The sequence below is a fragment of the Chitinophaga sp. genome (assembly GCF_019236475.1).
Lineage (GTDB): Bacteria > Bacteroidota > Bacteroidia > Chitinophagales > Chitinophagaceae > Chitinophaga.
The window spans coordinates 274,202-293,104 of sequence record NZ_JAFAIX010000002.1 but is presented as its reverse complement, the minus strand read 5'-3'; the positions used below and the strand labels follow the sequence as shown (position 1 = coordinate 293,104).

At 44.0% G+C, this 18,903-nt stretch carries 19 protein-coding genes; 12 read left to right on the top strand and 7 right to left on the bottom strand.

Annotation, left to right across the window (positions count from 1 at the left end; genetic code table 11):
• The first annotated feature begins 84 nt into the window (after positions 1-84).
• The 5 genes from JO154_RS01725 to JO154_RS01705 all read left to right on the top strand — a co-directional run bounded on the left by JO154_RS01725 (position 85) and on the right by JO154_RS01705 (position 4,501).
• Complete coding sequence (locus tag JO154_RS01725) at positions 85-1,215, top strand: alkene reductase (protein ID WP_291941326.1); 1,131 nt, start codon at positions 85-87, stop codon at positions 1,213-1,215.
• 801 nt (positions 1,216-2,016) lie between these two features.
• A complete protein-coding gene (locus JO154_RS01720; protein WP_291941324.1) occupies positions 2,017-2,772 on the top strand; it encodes a hypothetical protein in 756 nt (251 codons plus the stop codon).
• A 94-nt stretch (positions 2,773-2,866) separates the two neighbouring features.
• A complete protein-coding gene (locus JO154_RS01715; protein ID WP_291941322.1) occupies positions 2,867-3,490 on the top strand; it encodes an NAD(P)H-dependent oxidoreductase in 624 nt (207 codons plus the stop codon).
• A 6-nt stretch (positions 3,491-3,496) separates the two neighbouring features.
• Positions 3,497-3,784, top strand: a complete 288-nt coding sequence (locus JO154_RS01710) for a putative quinol monooxygenase (RefSeq protein ID WP_291941320.1) — start codon at positions 3,497-3,499, stop codon at positions 3,782-3,784.
• 120 nt (positions 3,785-3,904) lie between these two features.
• On the top strand, positions 3,905-4,501 hold the full coding sequence (locus JO154_RS01705; RefSeq protein ID WP_291941318.1) for a hypothetical protein: 597 nt from the start codon (positions 3,905-3,907) through the stop codon (positions 4,499-4,501).
• Between the two features lie 3 nt (positions 4,502-4,504).
• Here the strand turns inward: JO154_RS01705 and JO154_RS01700 are convergent, their stop codons facing one another.
• On the bottom strand, positions 4,505-5,077 hold the full coding sequence (locus JO154_RS01700) for a GrpB family protein (RefSeq protein ID WP_291941316.1): 573 nt from the start codon (positions 5,075-5,077) through the stop codon (positions 4,505-4,507).
• 124 nt (positions 5,078-5,201) lie between these two features.
• Here JO154_RS01700 and JO154_RS01695 point away from each other — a divergent pair, with 124 nt between their 5' ends.
• Positions 5,202-5,633 (top strand): Hsp20/alpha crystallin family protein, encoded by a 432-nt coding sequence (locus JO154_RS01695; protein ID WP_291941314.1) that lies wholly within the window; start codon positions 5,202-5,204, stop codon positions 5,631-5,633.
• 85 nt (positions 5,634-5,718) lie between these two features.
• On the opposite strand, the gene JO154_RS01690 is transcribed toward JO154_RS01695, so the two are convergent.
• Entirely contained in the window at positions 5,719-6,411 is a 693-nt protein-coding gene (locus JO154_RS01690; RefSeq protein WP_291941313.1) for a DUF6348 family protein, read from the bottom strand.
• 213 nt (positions 6,412-6,624) lie between these two features.
• On the opposite strand from JO154_RS01690, the gene JO154_RS01685 reads away from it, so the two are divergent.
• Positions 6,625-7,080: an SRPBCC domain-containing protein gene (locus JO154_RS01685; RefSeq protein ID WP_291941311.1), complete on the top strand. Its 456-nt coding sequence runs from the start codon at positions 6,625-6,627 to the stop codon at positions 7,078-7,080.
• 133 nt (positions 7,081-7,213) lie between these two features.
• On the top strand, positions 7,214-7,669 hold the full coding sequence (locus JO154_RS01680) for a hypothetical protein (protein ID WP_291941309.1): 456 nt from the start codon (positions 7,214-7,216) through the stop codon (positions 7,667-7,669).
• 72 nt (positions 7,670-7,741) lie between these two features.
• Here JO154_RS01680 and JO154_RS01675 read toward each other — a convergent pair whose 3' ends face one another.
• Together JO154_RS01675 and JO154_RS01670 are read right to left on the bottom strand one after the other, a co-directional pair.
• On the bottom strand, positions 7,742-8,980 hold the full coding sequence (locus JO154_RS01675; RefSeq protein WP_291941307.1) for a gliding motility-associated C-terminal domain-containing protein: 1,239 nt from the start codon (positions 8,978-8,980) through the stop codon (positions 7,742-7,744).
• A gap of 156 nt (positions 8,981-9,136) precedes the next feature.
• Positions 9,137-10,018 carry a hypothetical protein gene (locus tag JO154_RS01670; RefSeq protein WP_291941305.1) on the bottom strand — a complete coding sequence of 294 codons (882 nt, stop codon included), beginning with the start codon at positions 10,016-10,018 and terminating at the stop codon, positions 9,137-9,139.
• Positions 10,019-10,330: 312 nt separating this feature from the next.
• Between JO154_RS01670 and JO154_RS01665 the strand changes: the two genes are divergently transcribed.
• Complete coding sequence (locus JO154_RS01665) at positions 10,331-11,920, top strand: hypothetical protein (protein ID WP_291941304.1); 1,590 nt, start codon at positions 10,331-10,333, stop codon at positions 11,918-11,920.
• A gap of 64 nt (positions 11,921-11,984) precedes the next feature.
• Here JO154_RS01665 and JO154_RS01660 read toward each other — a convergent pair whose 3' ends face one another.
• Positions 11,985-12,956, bottom strand: a complete 972-nt coding sequence (locus tag JO154_RS01660; RefSeq protein WP_291941303.1) for an aldo/keto reductase — start codon at positions 12,954-12,956, stop codon at positions 11,985-11,987.
• Positions 12,957-13,028: 72 nt separating this feature from the next.
• Positions 13,029-13,601: a TlpA disulfide reductase family protein gene (locus tag JO154_RS01655; RefSeq protein ID WP_291941302.1), complete on the bottom strand. Its 573-nt coding sequence runs from the start codon at positions 13,599-13,601 to the stop codon at positions 13,029-13,031.
• Between the two features lie 131 nt (positions 13,602-13,732).
• On the opposite strand from JO154_RS01655, the gene JO154_RS01650 reads away from it, so the two are divergent.
• Positions 13,733-14,227, top strand: coding sequence for a VOC family protein (locus tag JO154_RS01650; RefSeq protein WP_291941300.1), 495 nt, complete (start codon positions 13,733-13,735; stop codon positions 14,225-14,227).
• Positions 14,228-14,230: 3 nt separating this feature from the next.
• Here JO154_RS01650 and JO154_RS01645 read toward each other — a convergent pair whose 3' ends face one another.
• Complete coding sequence (locus JO154_RS01645; RefSeq protein ID WP_291941299.1) at positions 14,231-14,926, bottom strand: hypothetical protein; 696 nt, start codon at positions 14,924-14,926, stop codon at positions 14,231-14,233.
• A gap of 227 nt (positions 14,927-15,153) precedes the next feature.
• Between JO154_RS01645 and JO154_RS01640 the strand changes: the two genes are divergently transcribed.
• Both JO154_RS01640 and JO154_RS01635 read left to right on the top strand, forming a co-directional pair.
• Positions 15,154-15,429, top strand: a complete 276-nt coding sequence (locus tag JO154_RS01640) for a hypothetical protein (RefSeq protein ID WP_291941297.1) — start codon at positions 15,154-15,156, stop codon at positions 15,427-15,429.
• A gap of 409 nt (positions 15,430-15,838) precedes the next feature.
• Positions 15,839-18,892: a TonB-dependent receptor gene (locus JO154_RS01635; RefSeq protein ID WP_291941295.1), complete on the top strand. Its 3,054-nt coding sequence runs from the start codon at positions 15,839-15,841 to the stop codon at positions 18,890-18,892.
• Positions 18,893-18,903 lie beyond the last annotated feature (11 nt).

Here is an 18,903-nt window from a genome sequence, read left to right as displayed (position 1 = left end):
TGTAAATGTACAAAACAAACCTTTTTTTATCACTGTTCTGCCGTGTTCGGTGGAACTAACTTTGTGTCAACAAACGATGAAACAATGAATACTACTGCAAAATTACTCGCCCCATTGACCAAAGGTGGTCACCATTTCCGCAATAGGATTGCAATGGCGCCCATGAGTAGAAGAAGAGCAACCGGCGACGCGATGCCTACAGATAATATGCGTATCTATTATGGACAAAGGGCCAGCGCTGGATTAATTATAGTAGAAAATACCGCCGTGGCCCCTAATGGGGTTGGCTATCAGCATAATCCAGGCATATTTTCCGCCGCCCAACAAAAAGTCTGGAAACAGATTACCGATGAAGTCCACCAGCAGGGAGGTACCATTTTCATACAACTCGTCCATACAGGGCGGATAGGGCATCCGGCCAATCAACAGGGCTTGCCTACTGTTGGTGCTTCTAATGTAGCGGCAGCCGGTATGGTCGGTATCCCTGGTGGAAACCATGTACCATTGCCTGTCCCTGATACCCTGACCACAGCAGGGGCTGCCGCGATGGTGCAAGCCCATGTAGATGCCGCCATCGCCGCTATGGAAGCTGGTTTTGATGGGGTGGAAATCCATGGGGCACATGGCTTCTTGCCGGCCCAGTTTCTACATCCTGCTACCAATCAACGAACCGACAAATACGGAGGAAGTATCGTCAACAGAAGCAGGTTCCTAATGGAAATTATGGAAGGTGTGGCAATAGCTATCGGGAAAGAACACACTGGCCTGCGTTTATCGCCGTTTTCAGGATTGAATGATCTGCCCACCTATCCAGAGGAACTGGCTACCCATCAATACCTGGCGGAGGAATTAGATAAACTGGGTATCTTATATATTCACCTCTCAGATCAGTCTGTAAATGGCCAGCCACCCATTCCTCACGCATACCTAGAAGATCTTCGTCAACGATTCCATCAACTGATTATCCTCGCAGGTGGATATACGCCCGCTACTGCGGAAGCGCGACTCCAAGAAGGCTTGGCAGATATCATTGCCTTTGGCCGACCTTTCATCTCCAATCCCGACTTGGTGGAGAGAATACGGTACCAGTTGCCACTGGCGCCCGCTGATCCTGAAACCTTTTACCAGGGAGGAGATAGGGGATTAATTGATTATCCAACGTATCAAATTATTAAGGAAAATTGCGGTTTGGCGGATGATTTGCAGCCTGCCTGACATGAAGTATAGGATTAGTCATGAGAGACAGCCGTCTCCCATGACTTCCTTATCTTAAATAATTCATAATAGAAGGGGATATGCGGTAGTAAGAAGAACAACAGTACGTGATCCGCTCCTTCAAGTAATAAACAGAAAAATAGGGTAGTAAGGATTATTATTCCATGTACGAGGAAAGCAAATCGGATGGCCATTTTATACCCTAATAGTAACAAGATATTTATCATTAAATAAGCAGCCAATAGTAATAATAGGTAGATGATGGGAGATGAAGTATACGAGGGCCATCCTAGTGTTGGCCTTAAAAAGAACTCCAACACAAGTGCTGCAATTATTATCAAACAAAATAACAATCCAATAATAATAATCGCTTTACTGTATTGCGACAGTAAGGCTAATCGAATTTTTATTATTCGGAAATACTTTCGAATACATATGGAAAATGCAGTGGGCATAGAAATAGATGCTTTAATCTTGACTAGGTAAATTGTTGGAGCCTAAGATTTCTCCTGGTCCCATAGTCAATTATTATAAGGTAGTAAAGGGAATTTGCAACTTCGTATATATTTAAACGTTATCCCCCTGTTCCCATTTTTTTCGCAGTCAAAATAGTTGTGTAAAATAGACAGTACGCATAGGGATATATAAATGTGACTGCTCAAATATATATGCCTTCCTGGAAATTTAATTATATTTCTCATGTATCCATCTATTATTCCGAACCGTTCAAATGCAATGATTTGTTAATATTAGGTCAGAAACTTGTCTATATCTATTAGCTGTCTTAGATTGGTGCTTCAAATGAGTGAATCTACGTTGGTAAAAAAGGTGTTACTGATACTTTTGCTGGTGCTGATAAGGTTTGTAGCCTTAGCACAACAGGTGCAGGTCAGCGGAACTGTCTACGAAAAGACAGCTACTATGGGCTTGTCGGGCGTTAGTGTGCACAGCAACTCCGGAGCCGGTGCTGTCACTGATTCCCTGGGCCGTTATACCATCAAAATCCCACGTACCGATTCGCTTAGCTTTTCTTATCAAGGTAAGTCTACCCAAAAATTCGCCGTAAGGGAAATCAACCTTACCCGGCCTTTTGATATGAAACTGCTGGTGGAAGTGAAAACCCTCGCCACAGTAGAAGTAAAGGCCAAACCTAAGTCTTACCAGTACGATTCCCTGGAGAACCGCCGAGAATACCGCAAGTATTTCGACTTCCATCCGGAATATATCACCAGCGGCAATGGGGGCGCCGGCATCAACCTGGATGCCCTTTTCAGCATAGGTAAAATCAAACGCATGCAGCAGTTCCGCAAATTCCTCCAAAGAGATGAACAGGAGAAATATGTGGACTACCGCTTCAATAAGGACCTCGTTCAAAAAATTACTGGACTCAAATCCCCACTCCTGGAAAGCTTTATGGTAGCGTATCGCCCTACTTATGCCATGCTGATGAGCTTCGAAAATGATTACGATTACCTCCGCTATATCAAGGAAATGGGCTCCTATTACGAGTCCGAAGTCCATAGTGGCCGCACAAATATCCCCGTGTTTAATCGTTGATCTATTATTTTTATAATACTAACCTATAATTTATATTCTTTTTCTGATTGATGGAGCGCATCTACCTTTGTACCATCAAACAGCAAAAAAGACTATGAAAAAGATTTTAATTATAAATGCAGGCCAGGAATTTGGCCATTCCGGAGGAAAATTTACCAATACGATTACCGATGTCACTAAGCGCTTCTTTGATGCCAAAGAAGGTTATGAAGCCCAAATTACTAATGTGACTGCCGATTATAACCCAGATGAAGAGGTGAAGAAATTTGTATGGGCTGATGTGATTATTTATCATACCCCCATTTGGTGGTTTGCCGTACCTTTTGCCTTTAAGAAATATTTGGATGATGTATTCACCGCAGGGCATAATACAGGCATCTATACCAGCGATGGTCGCTCATCCGCCAATCCAGCCATCAACTATGGCACAGGTGGAATGATGCACGGAAAGCATTATATGCTCACTAGCAGTTGGAATGCACCAGAAACGGCATTTACACTCCCAGGTGAATTTTTTAATCAAACCACAGTGGATGACGGCGTGATGAATGGCTTCCATCGCATGAATGCATTCGCTGGACTGGCGCCACTGAAGAGCTATCATTTCCATGATGTGGAGAAAAACGTACAGATAGAAAAACACGTGTCTGCCTATACTGCCCATCTAAACGAAGTATTTTCGAATAAACACGTGTTACAAGCACCTGTTCTAAATTAGTTATACATGAAAGTCTATTTAACCGCAATTATTAAAAGTAAACCAGAATACCAGGAAGCAGTAAAAACGCAGTTGTTGCAAATGGTGCAGCAGAGCCGACAGGAAGCCGCCTGCCTACAGTACGACCTCCATCAAGAAAATACGGATGAAAACATTTTCACTTTCCATGAGATTTGGGAAAATGCCGAAGGCCTGGCACAGCATGACCAGCAACCCTATATTCAATCGTTTGTGGGAATAATTCCTGTTATGCTCCAGGAGCCACCTGTTATTTATAGAGGGAAACTATTGTAAGTAAATACGTCAAACGCGCAAAGCCCAGTCCTTTGCGCGTTTGCGCGTTAAAAAAATAATGTCAGTCTCAGTAATATGGTGTAATATTAAACGTTCTTAGGGAAGCATTTTAATACTATCATGAAACATACCTTACGTTATTTTTTTAGTGGCATTGTTGGCTGCCTGTTATGTATTGCCTCCACTGTTGATGTTATGGCGCAGACGACCGGAAAAGCGCCTGTATCCGATATCACCGTTTCCATACTGGAATGGGTGAAGCATTTGGATAAAGGGCTGGACAAATACGCCACTGCTGAGAAAAAGGAAGATCTGAATGATAAATTCGGAAACCTGAGTCGGGAACTCACGGAATATATGCAGTTCCGGAAACGTTTGTCGGATAGCCTTTTCCGTCATAATATCGCTCCAGGCAAGAAGGATGAAGTTACCCTGGAAATAATGAAAGAGAAAATGTCTGGTATCATGCAGCGCATGCGAGATGTAACAGACCTCACCAATAACGACCTCCGTTCAGAAGGGGACCGGTTAAATGAAAAGATGTACAATATGCTCTATGGAGATCAGGTGGTATACCTCTCCAACCTAGAAGCTTTCCTGGCAGGTTATGATGTCACCAAAAAAGACCTGGCAGTGGATGGTAGTGCTAATACAGGGCGACTACAAGAAAGCGTCAATATCTTGAACACGATGCAGTCGCGCCTGAGAAGAAAGTAAGCCTTACTTCTTACGGTTCTGATCCTCGATGTCTGCTACATCATCGGCATCAATACCGCCTTGCAATAATATTTTCCCGATAAAAGCACTTTTTCCTTCGATGTAGTCATCGATGTTATCTACCTGTGCAGCCAGGGTTTCCTTCAGTTGGCCATATGCATTACGGAGCTGTGCATCTGCGCGCAGGGTATCACGCACCAGCAGATGATTACGCAGACTAACACTGCCATCCACGCAGCAATATAGGTTGTGTTTAGGTCGAAGGGTTTGATCGCCGGTATCCGGCGTATAGGCGCTAGTAATGCCATAAGCATAACGGTCCTTAATGCCGAGATCGCCGCGGAAAGTATATCCCAACGATTCCAGTGCACTGGTAACAATTGGCAACTGCGCTGCCGATGAAATGATGATATCTATATCTAGGATAGGTTTTGCAGGCAGACCCGGAACCGACGTACTGCCCACGTGCTCTATGCGCGGATAAAGGGCTTGCAGCCGCTGTAAGTAAATTTCCTTCAGTGCCTGAAATTGCTCCGGCCATTGGGGATCATAAGGTACGACTTCAATTTTTTCCATCCGGCAAAGATAGTTATCTACGCATTAAACGTCCTTTTTCTTTTCTTTTTAAGGAACTATTTTCTGCCAAATGTGTTTAATAATTACATACCATAATTATTGTTCACTCAATTAACCGATGTTTATGAATGCTCCTGAAAAACAAAGTCGTGCGCTCAGTTATGATCCCTGGCGCGATTTCTTTAGCTGGGAAAACTTTTTTCCAGCCGATCGTGCTGCCAGACAGCTTCCGGCAGTAAACATCAGCGAAGATGAAAAAAATTATGTGGTGGATGTGATTGCTCCCGGATTCAAGAAGGAAGATTTTAAAGTAAACATAGAAGATGATGTACTCACCATTAGTGCGGAATCCAAACATGAATCAACAGAAGCAGATGAGAAGAAAAGGTATAGTCGCCGTGAATATAGTTACAGCTCTTTTACCAGATCTTTCAAGCTCCCTGAAAATACGAAGGATGACGGTATTACCGCCACCTATGCTGATGGCGTCCTGAAGTTGAATGTGCCCAAAAGCGGGCAGCAGGTGAAAGCCACTAAGCAAATTGCTATTAAATAATAATTCGGTTTTATCTATTCGAGAAATGTCAAGAGGCGGTAACCGTGGGTGCCGCCTCTTATTTTATAACAATATGATCGCGCTCTTAATTATCAAAAGCATCACAACGCCTGTATACAATGAATTGCTTTAATCCACAGAATATATTCGGGTTCTTCCAATCTGCTGCGAAATCCGCTACCACTTTGGCGCCGGCTTCCCATGGTTGATTGTTCAGGTTACATTCATGCGTGATATTGCCTTGACCATCCTTGGCGGCATATATTTTTAACCAGTTAAATTTCTGGTTGGGAATAATGGACTTTAAAAATATATTCAGGATTTCACGCATACTGGCTGTTTCTGGTTCTTCTTCCCAATTGCCCTGTAAGCCTATCTGTCCTTCTTTTGGATGCCACAGAATGCCATCCCGGTCGTTAAAGTCGAGATCTGGATCATGTGTATCATTGAATCCATCCATAATAGGAGGAAATATCGTGCTGAGGAAATTATCAATGCCTGACTCCAACTTTTCATGTAGGGTGGTGCCTACACCTACCAAGTATTCTACAATACCGTCCGGAAAATATTCCGGATGCATTACCACAAAAACTAGCTTGGTCAAATTGGGATGTAAGCCCTCCTGGATTACATCAGAAGCAACCACTTCTACCTGATGATCCACCATCAAACTTATGCGTTCAGGGTTGAATTCCACATGGTAATGTTGCTCCATTAATTTTTCCTTCAGCAGGTGCGTGAGCTGCTCATAAACTGGCGTATCCTCTTGGCGTTTCATTGGTTCTCATGGTTTATCTATTTTTATAATATGTTGATGCCTCAAGGTAAACAAAATAACCAGACGTCAAAATTTTTACTAGTTATCGGTTCTGAACAGACTGGCAGGTAAACCACCTACATTTTTTATCCTTGCCTGCAGGCGTCGCTGGGAAATGAGGACTTTTTCATTTGCGTGAGAATCATTAAATTAGTAAGCTTAAAATCATGTCTTATGAATGAACTACAGGCAAAAGCGGGCATCCAGATTTCCCGGCCAATCGCAACGGTATTTCAGGCGATTGTTGACCCAAATGAAATGTCTAATTATTTTATTGAAACTGGTACTGGTAAGCTAGAAGCGGGTAATACGGTTACCTGGAAATTTCCAGAATTCGCAGACAAAATTCCTGTAAAGGTGCTCACCGTACATGCGCCAGTGTCCATTATATTTGAATGGGAAGGCGCTCCAGGCAATCAGCTCAAAGTAGATATACAACTAGAAGACCGTGGTGGCAATAGTACTGTTGTAAAAGTAACCGAAGGAGATATGCCTAATACAGATGCCGGCTTGAAGTGGCTCAGAGGCAATACCGAAGGTTGGGCTAACTTCCTCGCCTGTATGAAAGCATGGCTGGAATATGGTATACATCTGCGTAAGGGCGCTTTTGATTATATGAAACCTGCTTGAGTTAATAACCACATTTTCAACTTATCGACTCAAAAGATCCTGTAACTATTCCGCAATAACTAATCTTGTTTACCCGTTGTAAACAGATGTTTGGTATGATTATTTCAGCACAAAGCCAAACTGTTGGTACGCCATGATGAAATGGGTGTTAAAAAAGAGCAATGGCACTGATAACCCACATGCTGTTGAGTTACGAATGAAACCCGAGTTTGACCCACTTGTCAATGCTATTTATACAATCGACTATGAGTTGTTCCCGGAATTCATGACCGTTGTTAGCCAGTCGGAGAACTGGGGATTTTCGTCTGCTTATTTCAAATTTTATGATTGCATGGATGTCCCGGAAAGACATGCAGTAGAACGGTTTGAAGGTCGTAGAATGAAGCCTGCAGAGGTTTTTATATCCCAGGAGTATGTAGGGGCTGTACTAGTCGGACAACCGGAATTCAACCAATTGATCCTGGAATATGGTCATGCCATGTTGCAATATAAATCGCAACGAGATCTAGTTTCTGCTGCTTGGGTGAACGAAATGAAAAAAGCGCTAAGTATCCTCACTGGGCTTATCCTGGGCAATGGCGGGCATTAAAAAGCCGCACAGTTTCCCATGCGGCCTTTGTATTGGTATTGCTGTTATGTTTGTACAGAATAGTGGTGAAGATTAATCGCCCACTACTACAGTAATAAATCCTCTTGCTACATCGGTGGCTTTTGTCACTGGATTTTTTACCCGGAAGATATAGTAATAAGTACCTTCTGCCAGTCGCTGCCCATTTATGTGCGCATCCCAGGTATTGTTGTAATTTTTCTGAGAATAAACAGTTCTTCCTGCTCTGTCTACAATGGTCAGTTCATTTACGGGATACTCTTCGATGTTCTCAATCCTCCAGAGATCATTGTGGCCATCTCCATTAGGACTTACTACATTATTAGCTCTGACAATAAAATCCCCTAACAGGCGAATATCAATGGCAGCGGTATCCGAACAGCCTCCAAAATTACTGGTGGCCGTTACTATATAGCGGGTGTTGAATACAGGTCTTACTACAATACTGGCGGAGCCGGTTTCTCCAACGATGCCGGAAGCTGCTCGCCATTGGTATTGATCACCACCTGAAGCGGTAAGTGTCAATTGATCGCCTTTAGCAATAATACTACCTTTATCAGTTGCAATGCTGACGTTAGGAAGTCGGTTGACGGTTAGGGTAAAAGTGCGTAAACGCGTGTCCTGGCCGCCGTTACGTACGCCTCCATTATCTTTGATCATCACAGTAATTATGCAACTACCGCCTAAAATACCACCTTTCAGTTGATAGGTGAGTACGCCTTCATGGGTCACATTTAACTGTTGCAGTAAAGGCGCATCTGCTACCGCTACCAAGCTATAGGTCTGATCTGGTTCTACGGCAGACATACCCGTTAGAAAGATAGTATCCACAGATGTTCCAGCACACGCCCCTTTATCAGCAATAGGATCAAGTGTAGGCGGTATATTCATGTAAGTATCCATGATAGCCACCGTAATTTCAGCCATATTGCTATTGGATATTCCGTCACTCACCATCACGTATACACTGACGATATTGCCACGATTCGCTTGTAAGCGGGTTGCATCCTTTACTACCAGCCTGCCGCTGGCATCCAGGTCAAAGGCGCCTTTACTACCATCATCTTCGAGGATCCATTGCAGGTTACTGCCGGTAGCCGTCAGTTGGCCTACAATGGCGCCAACAGGACTGTCATCCCGAATAGTAAAAGCTTGGTTATCAATGCTGGGAGCTGCCGCCATGGTACTACTGAAATGTGTGCCCGCTGCTTTTACAGACACAGGATCGCTCATCAGTATAGCCGCAGATGCAAATAGCAATTGCGCTACTTTCTTAATGTAGATGTTATTCATAGGCATCGGTACAGGAATGGTCCACCCATAGGCGGATGATCTCAGGCGTAAAGATAACCAGCTTTTTTTGTTATAGAAATATTTTTTTTAATATATAAGGAGACACGTGATATTTAAAAGGATGGTCCCCGCCCATAGTGAAGCTGGCCTTCGTTTTTAATAAGTCCCCTGAATAGGAATTTCTTCCAAAAACTGCATCAGGTCTTGCAGGTCTTGGTTAAGAGAACGAATAGAGGATTGCAATTCATTCAACATGGCTGCCCTGGTATGCAGATCATCTGCCGTATATACGCCACCGTTACCAAAGAATTTTTGTTCTTCTTTTTTGCTTAACTCAGTTCCCATATCATATTCCTGCCAGCGCCCTCTGATACTGGCCGCCAGGGAATGTTTACCGGTATTACTAAACATAGGCTCTGTGAGCATATACCAGATGAACGGGGAATAATAGTGGCTGCTGTCACTCTCATACCACAGTGGAGATAACATGTTTTTATCTAACCGTAATCGTATCTTCTTACCAGCCGGATTAATGGTCATCAATACCAATCCTGTTGAAATAGCGCCCCCAGTTACTGCTGCAAAATTCTGTGCCCTTTCATCGTTCAGCTTTATAGTGAGGATTGTAGTAATAGCGCCGGCTGCAATGGATGCTACGGTGAGCCGATTATCGCGGGTATCATTGATATCGTCAAGATAGCGGCCCAATTGATCTGCCCTTTCTCCTTCACAGTCCAGTTGTGCAGCTAGTCCTGCTATTTCAGTACCGGCAATCATTAAACGCTGCTGAATATCTGATCGCAGAATAGCCCTTCGAGCAGTAGCTGCAAGTCCTGTATCACGGCGCATCTGGCGCAACTGCGCAATCATCTCCAATGTACCGGTGGCATTGGCAGTTAATACAGTATGCGGTTTCCAGTCAGGGTATTGGTTCAGCAAAGAATCTTTGTTCATCAAAGGATGATATTCCTTGTTGGGATGCAAAGAAGGCGCGGGTGCACAATAATTGCTTTCCATCTGTAGCCGATTCATTTCCATTACCCTTCCTGATTTACAGGAAATTAGCAACAGCGTAAATAAGCAAAAAAGCAATAGGTGAGTAGTGGTGGATTTCATGAAAATGCTGATTACAGTAAATCGGTTTAATTACAATCTGACGGGATATTTTGTTATAAACAACGGGAGAAGAAGGAGATCGTAGAAGGGCGCAATATTCCAGGGATTTTCGTTATATTGAAATAATATAGCCTTAACGTCCCCGACACCCCTAGTTAACATAGATCATTGAAATTGTACTCGTAATAACCCTTTCACCACCAAATCCAAATTTCTCTAAACTCCTATTTCGTTATGATGAAAACTCCATTCAGGATTTTATTCCTGCTATCTGTCGCCACAGCAAGTCTGATCGTTAGCTGTACTAAAAATGTCAATCCCGTAAAGCCAGAAACAGAGAGCACTGTCAAAGCAAAAACGGAATCTGTTACACTCAGTGAGGATTTTGAGGTAGGCACTACCAGTCCCAAAACAGCCTATGATGTAGCCCCGGCGGGCTCCTCGGCGGGTGATGACGTCACGTTGCACGGTAATTCATGGAACCTATTTGATGCGTTGATAGGCAATCTCGCCGCAGATCTCAAAGTTGGCTCCTGGTCGGCCCGCATCCGTAATACAGGTCGTATTACGATGCAGTTTGACGTAACTACTGGTATCAGCACGGTATCTGTAGCTCATGGTTTGTACGGAACAGACGGCGCCAGCACCTGGGGCCTCTGGTACTCCACTGACGGCGGTACTACTTGGACGCAATCCGGCGCCGCTATCACGTCTACGGCTACACTCCAAACGCAAACGTTCACCATCAACGTTTCCGGAAATGCTCGTATCGAAATCCGTAAACTGAGTGGCGGTACCAATCGTATCAACATCGACAACATTGTTATCAATGATTTTGGTGGTGGAGGCGGTACGCCATTGCCAGGAAAGAAATTCCTGTTTGATGCCAGTAAGAGAGAGAATGCCGGTAGTGCCGACTGGCAGATAGATGCCGATGGTACCGAGAATGTACCCATTTATACCGGCGGAACTACCGTGGAAACTGCCGCTCAGCGTTTCCCTACGCCTTCTTACACGGGCATTACTGCCACTACGCCTGAAACCTATTGGAGAGGGGCTACTTCTTCTTGGGCCATTGAACTCGTGAAAAGAGGACAATATGTAGAATCTTTGCCTAATGGCGGCGCCATAACTTACGGCGATGCCACCAATCCCCAGGACCTCAGCAACTACGATGTATTCGTGGTAATTGAACCTAACCGTTTGTTTACAGCTTCAGAAAAAACAGCGCTGATGAATTTTATTGCCAATGGCGGCGGACTCATGATGATCGCTGATCATACCGGTCAGAATATTTCCGGCGTGGATGCTAATGGCTATAACCCTTCTGATCGGGATGGAGATGGATACGATAGTCCACGTGTATGGAATGATTTTATGAGCAACAACGGCGTTAATAACAACAAACCTTTCGGCTTTGTGGTAGACTCTGTAGATATCAACGAACAGCCTACTACCAAGGTGTACACAGGTACCAATAGCTATGCGCAGAAAGTACTGGGTGGAGCAGCAGGTACCGCTGCTAAACTGGCCTTCTACAATGGTACTACAGCTACTCTGTATCCAAGTGTCAATGGTAATGTACAAGGGCTGTTCTGGAGAATGAGCGCCACGCTGAATGGTAACACTGGCGTGATGGCCTTACTGTCTACCTACGGCAACGGAAGAGTAGTATTTATCGGTGATAGCTCTCCGGCGGATGATGGCACCGGCGATCCCAATGATGCGCTGCATAATGGCTGGTCTGGCGATGTGCCTTCTGGATATACTTCACATCCGGCTTTACACTTAAATGCTTCTTTGTGGTTGGCTAAGCTGCAATAAGAAATACGCTATAGCTTGTCGTCCCTGCCCAGTGGGGCAGGGACGATTTTTTTGCAGAAAAAATTTATTGAGACCAACCGGTAGGCGTTCTATCCCAACGATGAGATTTCAGTTCTTGCAGCAGGCTTTGTGAGAGACCTTTACCATCGCTGGCAGCCATATTAGCGTTTACGTTTCTCAGTTTACGCATACCAGGAATGGTAGTTCCAATATCTGGATTGCTGAGAATGAATCGTAGCGCCATTTCCGGCATGGTCATCCCTGCGGGAATCAATGGCTTCAAGGCATCTGCATGTTCTACGCTGCTGTTCAGATTTTCAGGAACGAAGTAACTAGCTCTCCAGTCATTAGCAGGGAAAGTAGTTTCTTTGGTGAAGGTGCCGGTGAGGGTACCCTCATCGAAAGGTACACGGGCAATCACGCCGATGTTCATTTCTCGACAGAGAGGCAGGAGGTTGTCTTCCGGCGCCTGATCGAAGATATTGTAGATGACCTGTACGGCATCTATCAGCCCTGTTTTCAAGGTTTCCAGGCAGTTGTCTGGTTCCCAGCGGTTAACGCTGATCCCCCAATGTTTTACTTTACCTTGCTGTTGCAGTTTGGTGATGGCTTCTTTCCATTCGTCTTGCTGTACCCAACTATCTTCCCAAACGTGAAATTGCTGTAAGTCGATGCATTCTACACCGAGGTTTTTAAGACTTTTTTCTGTGTATTCAATGATGTAATCGGCAGGGAATACATCTGATAATTTATATTCAGGTCTGGATGGCCATTTACGGTTTTTAGGAGGTACTTTGGTGGCGGCATACAGGCGTTTGCCCGGATGACGACGGATGGTTTTGTTCAGTATTTCTTCGCTCAAGCCTTCTCCGTATCCCCAGGCGGTATCGAAGAAATTGCAACCCAGTTCAATGGAGCGATCCAGCGCCATGTTCACTTCTTTCTCTTCAGAGCCTGTCCAGCCGGCCATTCCCCACATACCATATCCAATCTCGCTGACTTTCCAGCCTGTTTTTCCAAATACTCTGTATTCCATAAAATGATGGTTTAATTAAAGGTCCAATAAAATTGGGGGCTAATATACATCAATGATGTAGTATTTACCAGTCTATTCTGCGAGCAGCGCAGATAGGAATTTTTTAAAATCAGTGTTCGTATAATCTTTAGCGCCGGTATAACGGGCACGTATATTACCTTTCTTATCGATAACAATGGTGGTAGGCAATGTACCATTGTATACATCCCGGGCAATGGCGGTAGTGGCCGCATAGACGGGAAGTGTATAGTTGTGCTCCTCTAGAAAACGACGCGCTTTCACGAGGTCGCTGTCTGCATCTACCGCTACAAATACAAGCTGATTATTGCCCTTGAAGTCCTGGTACAAGGCATCCAGGGAGGGCATTTCGGCCCTACAAGGAGGGCACCAAGTGGCCCAGAAATTCAGCAAAATTACTTTACCCTGCATACCAGTAATACTCATCATCTGACCAGACTCATCGCTGAAAGAGGCATCTGGCATGTGTTCGCCAGCAGTGGTAGGCACCGATGGTTGAAACAATCCGATCTTCATCAAACCCCTGATGACGTAAGATTTGGCCGTTGGATTAATGATGACCACTACCAGGATCAACAGGAAAATAGCATTAAAAATGTTGCTCCTGGTGAACCATTTCTTTTTCATAGCAGTTAAATTTGGTTTGTGAGTAGCAAATATAGGATGGATGAACAAACTGTACGAGGAGAAATGTAGATAAGCCATGTCATTGCCTAAAGCGCTTAAGTTTCTTTGTCAGCAATTATAAAATTGTTTTTATGCAAAAGATAGTACCATTTCTTTGGTTTGATAACCAAGCAGAAGAAGCCATCAATTTTTATATCTCCGTGTTTAAAAATGCACGTATTGTAGAGATGAATCGTTATACTGCTGCGGGCCCTGGCCCAGAGGGGAGTGTGATGTCTGCTACCTTCGAGATCGAAGGACAAACCTTTTACGCATTAAATGGAGGCCCTGTATTTACCTTTAATCCTGCGATCTCCCTATTTGTAAACTGCACCACGCAAGCTGAGGTGGACGAGCTTTGGTCCAAACTCTTGGCAGATGGGGGAGTACCTAATCAATGTGGCTGGTTGACAGATAAATACGGCCTTTCCTGGCAGATCGTGCCCGTTCAACTAGGACAGTTGCTCTCAGATAAGGACCGCGTTAAAGCGGCCAGGGTAATGGAAGCTATGTTGAAGATGACCAAACTGGACATACAAGCATTGGAAGATGCAGCCAGTGGCCAGGGAGCTACGCATCTCGCGTAAGCATTACCATTGTATAATCTGCAAGATGATTTTCCACCCTGCACTGGTACGAAACCAGATACGCATGTAATTGTTTCTTTTAGCACCTTCTAACGTATAACCATATACGTAGCCCAGGTCTTTGTCTTCTGAAAGTCCGCCTGCTACTGGTTTGAAGGTGATATTGTTATGTAGTTCGCCAATAGCCTCCATAATACTGGTACTGTCGTGCAGCGGTGGATATCCTTCCAGGTTAAACCAGGTGGCATTTGTGATATACTCACTGAATGCCAGGTTACCAGCCGTTTGATAGTCCTTTAAAAATAAGGACTCTACTTCGCTGATCTCACCGATAGCGGAGGGTACTGCACTTTTATTAGCTATACTGTTGGAAGAGGTGCTAGGTGTGGCGCTAGTGGCTTTCCCCTCAGATGGGCTAGTTGTAAATTCGGTATTGCCACTAAGAGCCATATTATGATATACCGCTTTTCCAAAAAGCTGAATTTGTGGCTCAGGAAGTTGTAGCCACTGTGGATGCACATTACGGATAATACCCTTAGAAAAACTAACAGCGGCACTATCAAGGAAGTGTAAGAAGGCGGACCTGCAAGAATCGCGCGCCATAGCGGCGAAAGACAGCTCTGCTGCAGCAATAGGCCGCTGAGCAAAAGCAAAAGTGCAGATACAGAGAATCAATGACAATGACAATAAGTATCGCATAAATCTCGATTGTTAGAATAGATGGTAGTTGCTTGCGGTTATAATAGGGTGTTTTGGGAGTTATTCGGCTTTCGGGGAAAATACCTGTCTTGCGGTCGATAATTCATTAAAGATAACGAAATGTAATCAAACAAAAATCATTTTGATATTTTATCTCTTTTTTGAAGGCTGTCGGTTTCGTTCTATTTCCCGAGATAGCGCCACAGTAGTTTTACATAAAAATGAACATGAAACTGCTGCTCTTATTACCTGCCTTCTTTAGTATGAATGCTGACACCGATAAAAAAGCGGTATTGCAAGTCCTGGAAACCAAATGTAACTATTGCCATCGCGTTGCAAACCCTTATCGCGTTTTTAACAAGAAAAATATGGATACCAATGCTGCCGATATCTACCAACAAGTATTTGTAAAGAAAAGAATGCCAATGGGAGAGGGCAACCCACTGTCTGAACAAGAACAAACAATGATCAAATCTTGGATTACAACTGTGCGCAATAACTAATCTTTTTAAAAAAATTATTTATCAAACTGATACTTTATTAATCTTCTGCTAAATTTTTTTTTGGCGTTTACTTTAGGAATATATAATAATTTATATGTCTATATAGATTGATTATTATGTAATTATGATATTATAGAGACAGCCAACCCTCCATTTACCTCCAAATAAACTTAATAAAAAAATATATTAACTATATTGTAGTTTAATAAAAATATATATATTCACACTGCGCTGTATTAGAACATCAACCAAACATCAGGGACGTCTTCACAGATAAACTTTCCTGAAACCAAAATAAAAACAGGCGTCCACGGACGTCGTAACCGACTATGTCATAGTCCGGATCAATATTGTCATTTCACTTATGAATTACACAACGATGCTATCTATCACTAAAAAAAAGACGCATATGAAAGAACGGTTCCTTATCCCGTGTCTTATGCTGCTCATGCTGTTTGCAACCGCAGTACATGGGCAATCCGGTAAAATATCCGGCAAAATCACCGACCATGACAGTGGTGAACCTCTCCCCGGGGTTACGGTCAGGGTGAAAGGAAAATCCATCGCGGCACAAACGGATGGCAAAGGAGTATTCTCACTCAATGCCGGTCCGCAAGATATTCTGATCTGTTCGATCGTCGGATATAACCAGACGGAACAAACTGTAGGTACCGCTACCAACTTGCAAATACAACTCTCCGGTCAGGCTATTGCGCTGAAAGACTTGGTAGTAGTAGGTTATGGCACACAAAAGAAAGCAAATCTCACCGGCGCACTCACGGTATTAAAAACAGAAGATCTTACCAAAAGACAAGTAGCTTCTGCTTCGAATCTATTGCAAGGTCTTGTTCCAGGCGTAATGGTGACTCAACAATCCGGTAAACCCGGAACAGATGGCGCCAGTATTCGCATTCGCGGCGAAGGCTCTGTATACGCAGGTTCCAGCCCGCTCATCCTCGTAGACGGTGTGCAGATGAACCTAGATCAAATAGATCCAAATACGATTGAAAGCATGACGGTACTAAAAGATGCGGCTTCCACCGCCATCTATGGTTCCCGCGCTACCAACGGGGTAATCTTGGTAACTACCCGCCGCGGAAAAGGGCAGGGACTTGCCATGCAATACAATGCCTTTGTAGCCAAACAGGCAGCTACTAACCTGCCAGAGAAAGTGAATGCCATAGAGCATATGCAATACGCGAACATCGCTCGCCAGAACACTACCAACAATCCAAATGCTTTCGCTTTTGATACTGCACTGATCAATAAATACAAACAACATCCGGCAGATAATTTCAATTACTTCGATACGGATTGGGAAAAACTGATCCTGACCAATACAGGCATGATGCAAAATCATAACCTGAACCTGAGTCTGGGTAGTGAAAATATCCGCTTCTTCGCTTCTGGCACCTATCTGAAACAACAAGGTCTTACACCCAATACCTACTATTCCCGCTACGATTTGCGCATGAATGCAGATATCCGCATCAGCGACAAATTAAGTATGAAAGGAGACTTCATCTATAATAAATCCGCTAGAAACGAACCTGGTGGCGCTACTCCGGAGTTTATTATTAAACAGATGCTGGGGATGCCAGCCAATGCGGCAGGTAAATTCGCCGATGGAAAATATGGCGATGCCGGACAAAGCGCTAAGCGCAACCCCGTCGGACAAGCAGAAGCTAGCGGCTTCAATCTAAATGAAACGCCTTCCAATATCCTGAAAGCTACGCTCGTATATAAACCGATTAAAGAACTGGAATTCGAAGCCTGGTTCTCTAACAATACGTACAACGCACATAATAAGAAGTTCACACAGAACTATGCGGTATACCGCCCAGATTATACCAGCAATCAGTTGGCGTTTGATAGCTATTATCCTGCACAAAACATGCTGTCAGAAAGCTATTCAAATAATAAACTGAACTACTATACCATTCAGGGTACATTCAGTAAATCTTTCGGTGGCCATGAACTGAAGCTGCTGGCGGGTTATCAGGCGGAAGATTTCAGCGTTTCTTCCCTGGGTGCTTCCCGTACAGATTTTCCTTCCAATGATCCATACATGGGTATTGGTACGAAAAACTTCAACAACAGCGGCGGCGCTAGTCAGTATTTTCTCCAGAGTTTTTTTGGGAGACTCAACTACAACTACCGTGGAAAGTACCTCCTCGAATTGAATGGAAGGGCAGATGGTTCTTCCCGTTTCTCACAGGAATTTCATAACCAATGGGGATACTATCCGTCTGTTTCCGCAGGATGGATACTGAGTCAAGAAAATTTCTTCAGCAGCCTAACAAATGTCATCAGCTTCGCGAAAATCAGAGCCAGCTACGGTTCCCTCGGAAACCAGTCCCTACCTGAATATTATCCTTTCGTAGCCACGCTGAATACCACTGATTATAACTATTATTTCAATAGTCGCAATAACTCCGGTGTCGCACAAACCGCTGCTGCCAACCCGATGATCTCCTGGGAGAAATCTACGCAGCAGGATATTGGTCTGGATATGGTGTTCTTGAAAGACAGGCTGAGTCTCACTTTCGATTATTATAAGAAAGGAGTGTCGGCCATGTTGTTGAAAAAACCTATTCCGAATTATGTGGGTCTAACTCCTCCTTATGTCAACATCGGTTCCATGGAAAACAAAGGATGGGAGCTGGCTTTGGGATGGAAAGATCATATAGGGGAGTTCCGCTATAATGTAGGTTTGAACCTCTCTGATGTTCGTAACCGCGTGAAAGACCTGGGTGGCGTGAATATCATCGATGGCGCATTTATCACTACACCGGGATCGCCTATACGTAGTTATTATGGATATATAGCAGATGGTTATTACCAGAATGATGCAGAAGTAACGAAAGGGCCGTTCTATCAGAGTACTACCAAGCCAGGAGATATCCGCTACAAAGATATCAGTGGACCGAATGGTACGCCAGATGGAAAAATTGATGGATACGACCGCGTAGTGCTGGGAGATAATATGCCGCACTATGAGTATAGCCTGAACCTCAATGGATCCTGGAAAGGATTTGACTTGAATGTTTTCTTCCAAGGGGTTGGCAAAAGAGATAACTATGTAAGTGGTACAGGTGCATGGGCATTCTATTCTGCAGACTTCATCGGTACGATGTACACCTGGCAGAAAGATTTCTGGACGCCAAATAATCCTAATGCCGCTTATCCGCGTCTGACGGAGAATCCTTCTTTCCCTACCTCTTCCTTCTGGATGAAAAACGGGGCCTACTTCCGATTGAAGAATGTCTCACTGGGCTATACTTTCAATGGCAAGCAGTTGAAGTTTGCGAGAATCAACTCATTGCGTGTATACGTGAGCGGTAGTAACCTGTTTACGCATTCCAAATACGCGCCTGGATTTGATCCGGAAATCAATAACATCAACGGGGAATTCTATCCTGTTATGAAAACGTATACCGCTGGCATTAACCTGAAATTCTAATTTATCTAAAC

What these genes read in the sequence shown, in the direction of transcription:
- JO154_RS01725 (WP_291941326.1), top strand. Translation starts at nt 85, where the DNA reads ATGAATACTACTGCAAAATTACTCGCCCCATTGACCAAAGGTGGTCAC.
- JO154_RS01720 (WP_291941324.1), top strand. Translation starts at nt 2,017, where the DNA reads ATGAGTGAATCTACGTTGGTAAAAAAGGTGTTACTGATACTTTTGCTG.
- JO154_RS01715 (WP_291941322.1), top strand. Translation starts at nt 2,867, where the DNA reads ATGAAAAAGATTTTAATTATAAATGCAGGCCAGGAATTTGGCCATTCC.
- JO154_RS01710 (WP_291941320.1), top strand. Translation starts at nt 3,497, where the DNA reads ATGAAAGTCTATTTAACCGCAATTATTAAAAGTAAACCAGAATACCAG.
- JO154_RS01705 (WP_291941318.1), top strand. Translation starts at nt 3,905, where the DNA reads ATGAAACATACCTTACGTTATTTTTTTAGTGGCATTGTTGGCTGCCTG.
- JO154_RS01700 (WP_291941316.1), bottom strand. Translation starts at nt 5,077, where the DNA reads ATGGAAAAAATTGAAGTCGTACCTTATGATCCCCAATGGCCGGAGCAA.
- JO154_RS01695 (WP_291941314.1), top strand. Translation starts at nt 5,202, where the DNA reads ATGAATGCTCCTGAAAAACAAAGTCGTGCGCTCAGTTATGATCCCTGG.
- JO154_RS01690 (WP_291941313.1), bottom strand. Translation starts at nt 6,411, where the DNA reads ATGAAACGCCAAGAGGATACGCCAGTTTATGAGCAGCTCACGCACCTG.
- JO154_RS01685 (WP_291941311.1), top strand. Translation starts at nt 6,625, where the DNA reads ATGAATGAACTACAGGCAAAAGCGGGCATCCAGATTTCCCGGCCAATC.
- JO154_RS01680 (WP_291941309.1), top strand. Translation starts at nt 7,214, where the DNA reads ATGATGAAATGGGTGTTAAAAAAGAGCAATGGCACTGATAACCCACAT.
- JO154_RS01675 (WP_291941307.1), bottom strand. Translation starts at nt 8,980, where the DNA reads ATGAATAACATCTACATTAAGAAAGTAGCGCAATTGCTATTTGCATCT.
- JO154_RS01670 (WP_291941305.1), bottom strand. Translation starts at nt 10,018, where the DNA reads ATGGAAATGAATCGGCTACAGATGGAAAGCAATTATTGTGCACCCGCG.
- JO154_RS01665 (WP_291941304.1), top strand. Translation starts at nt 10,331, where the DNA reads ATGATGAAAACTCCATTCAGGATTTTATTCCTGCTATCTGTCGCCACA.
- JO154_RS01660 (WP_291941303.1), bottom strand. Translation starts at nt 12,956, where the DNA reads ATGGAATACAGAGTATTTGGAAAAACAGGCTGGAAAGTCAGCGAGATT.
- JO154_RS01655 (WP_291941302.1), bottom strand. Translation starts at nt 13,601, where the DNA reads ATGAAAAAGAAATGGTTCACCAGGAGCAACATTTTTAATGCTATTTTC.
- JO154_RS01650 (WP_291941300.1), top strand. Translation starts at nt 13,733, where the DNA reads ATGCAAAAGATAGTACCATTTCTTTGGTTTGATAACCAAGCAGAAGAA.
- JO154_RS01645 (WP_291941299.1), bottom strand. Translation starts at nt 14,926, where the DNA reads ATGCGATACTTATTGTCATTGTCATTGATTCTCTGTATCTGCACTTTT.
- JO154_RS01640 (WP_291941297.1), top strand. Translation starts at nt 15,154, where the DNA reads ATGAAACTGCTGCTCTTATTACCTGCCTTCTTTAGTATGAATGCTGAC.
- JO154_RS01635 (WP_291941295.1), top strand. Translation starts at nt 15,839, where the DNA reads ATGAAAGAACGGTTCCTTATCCCGTGTCTTATGCTGCTCATGCTGTTT.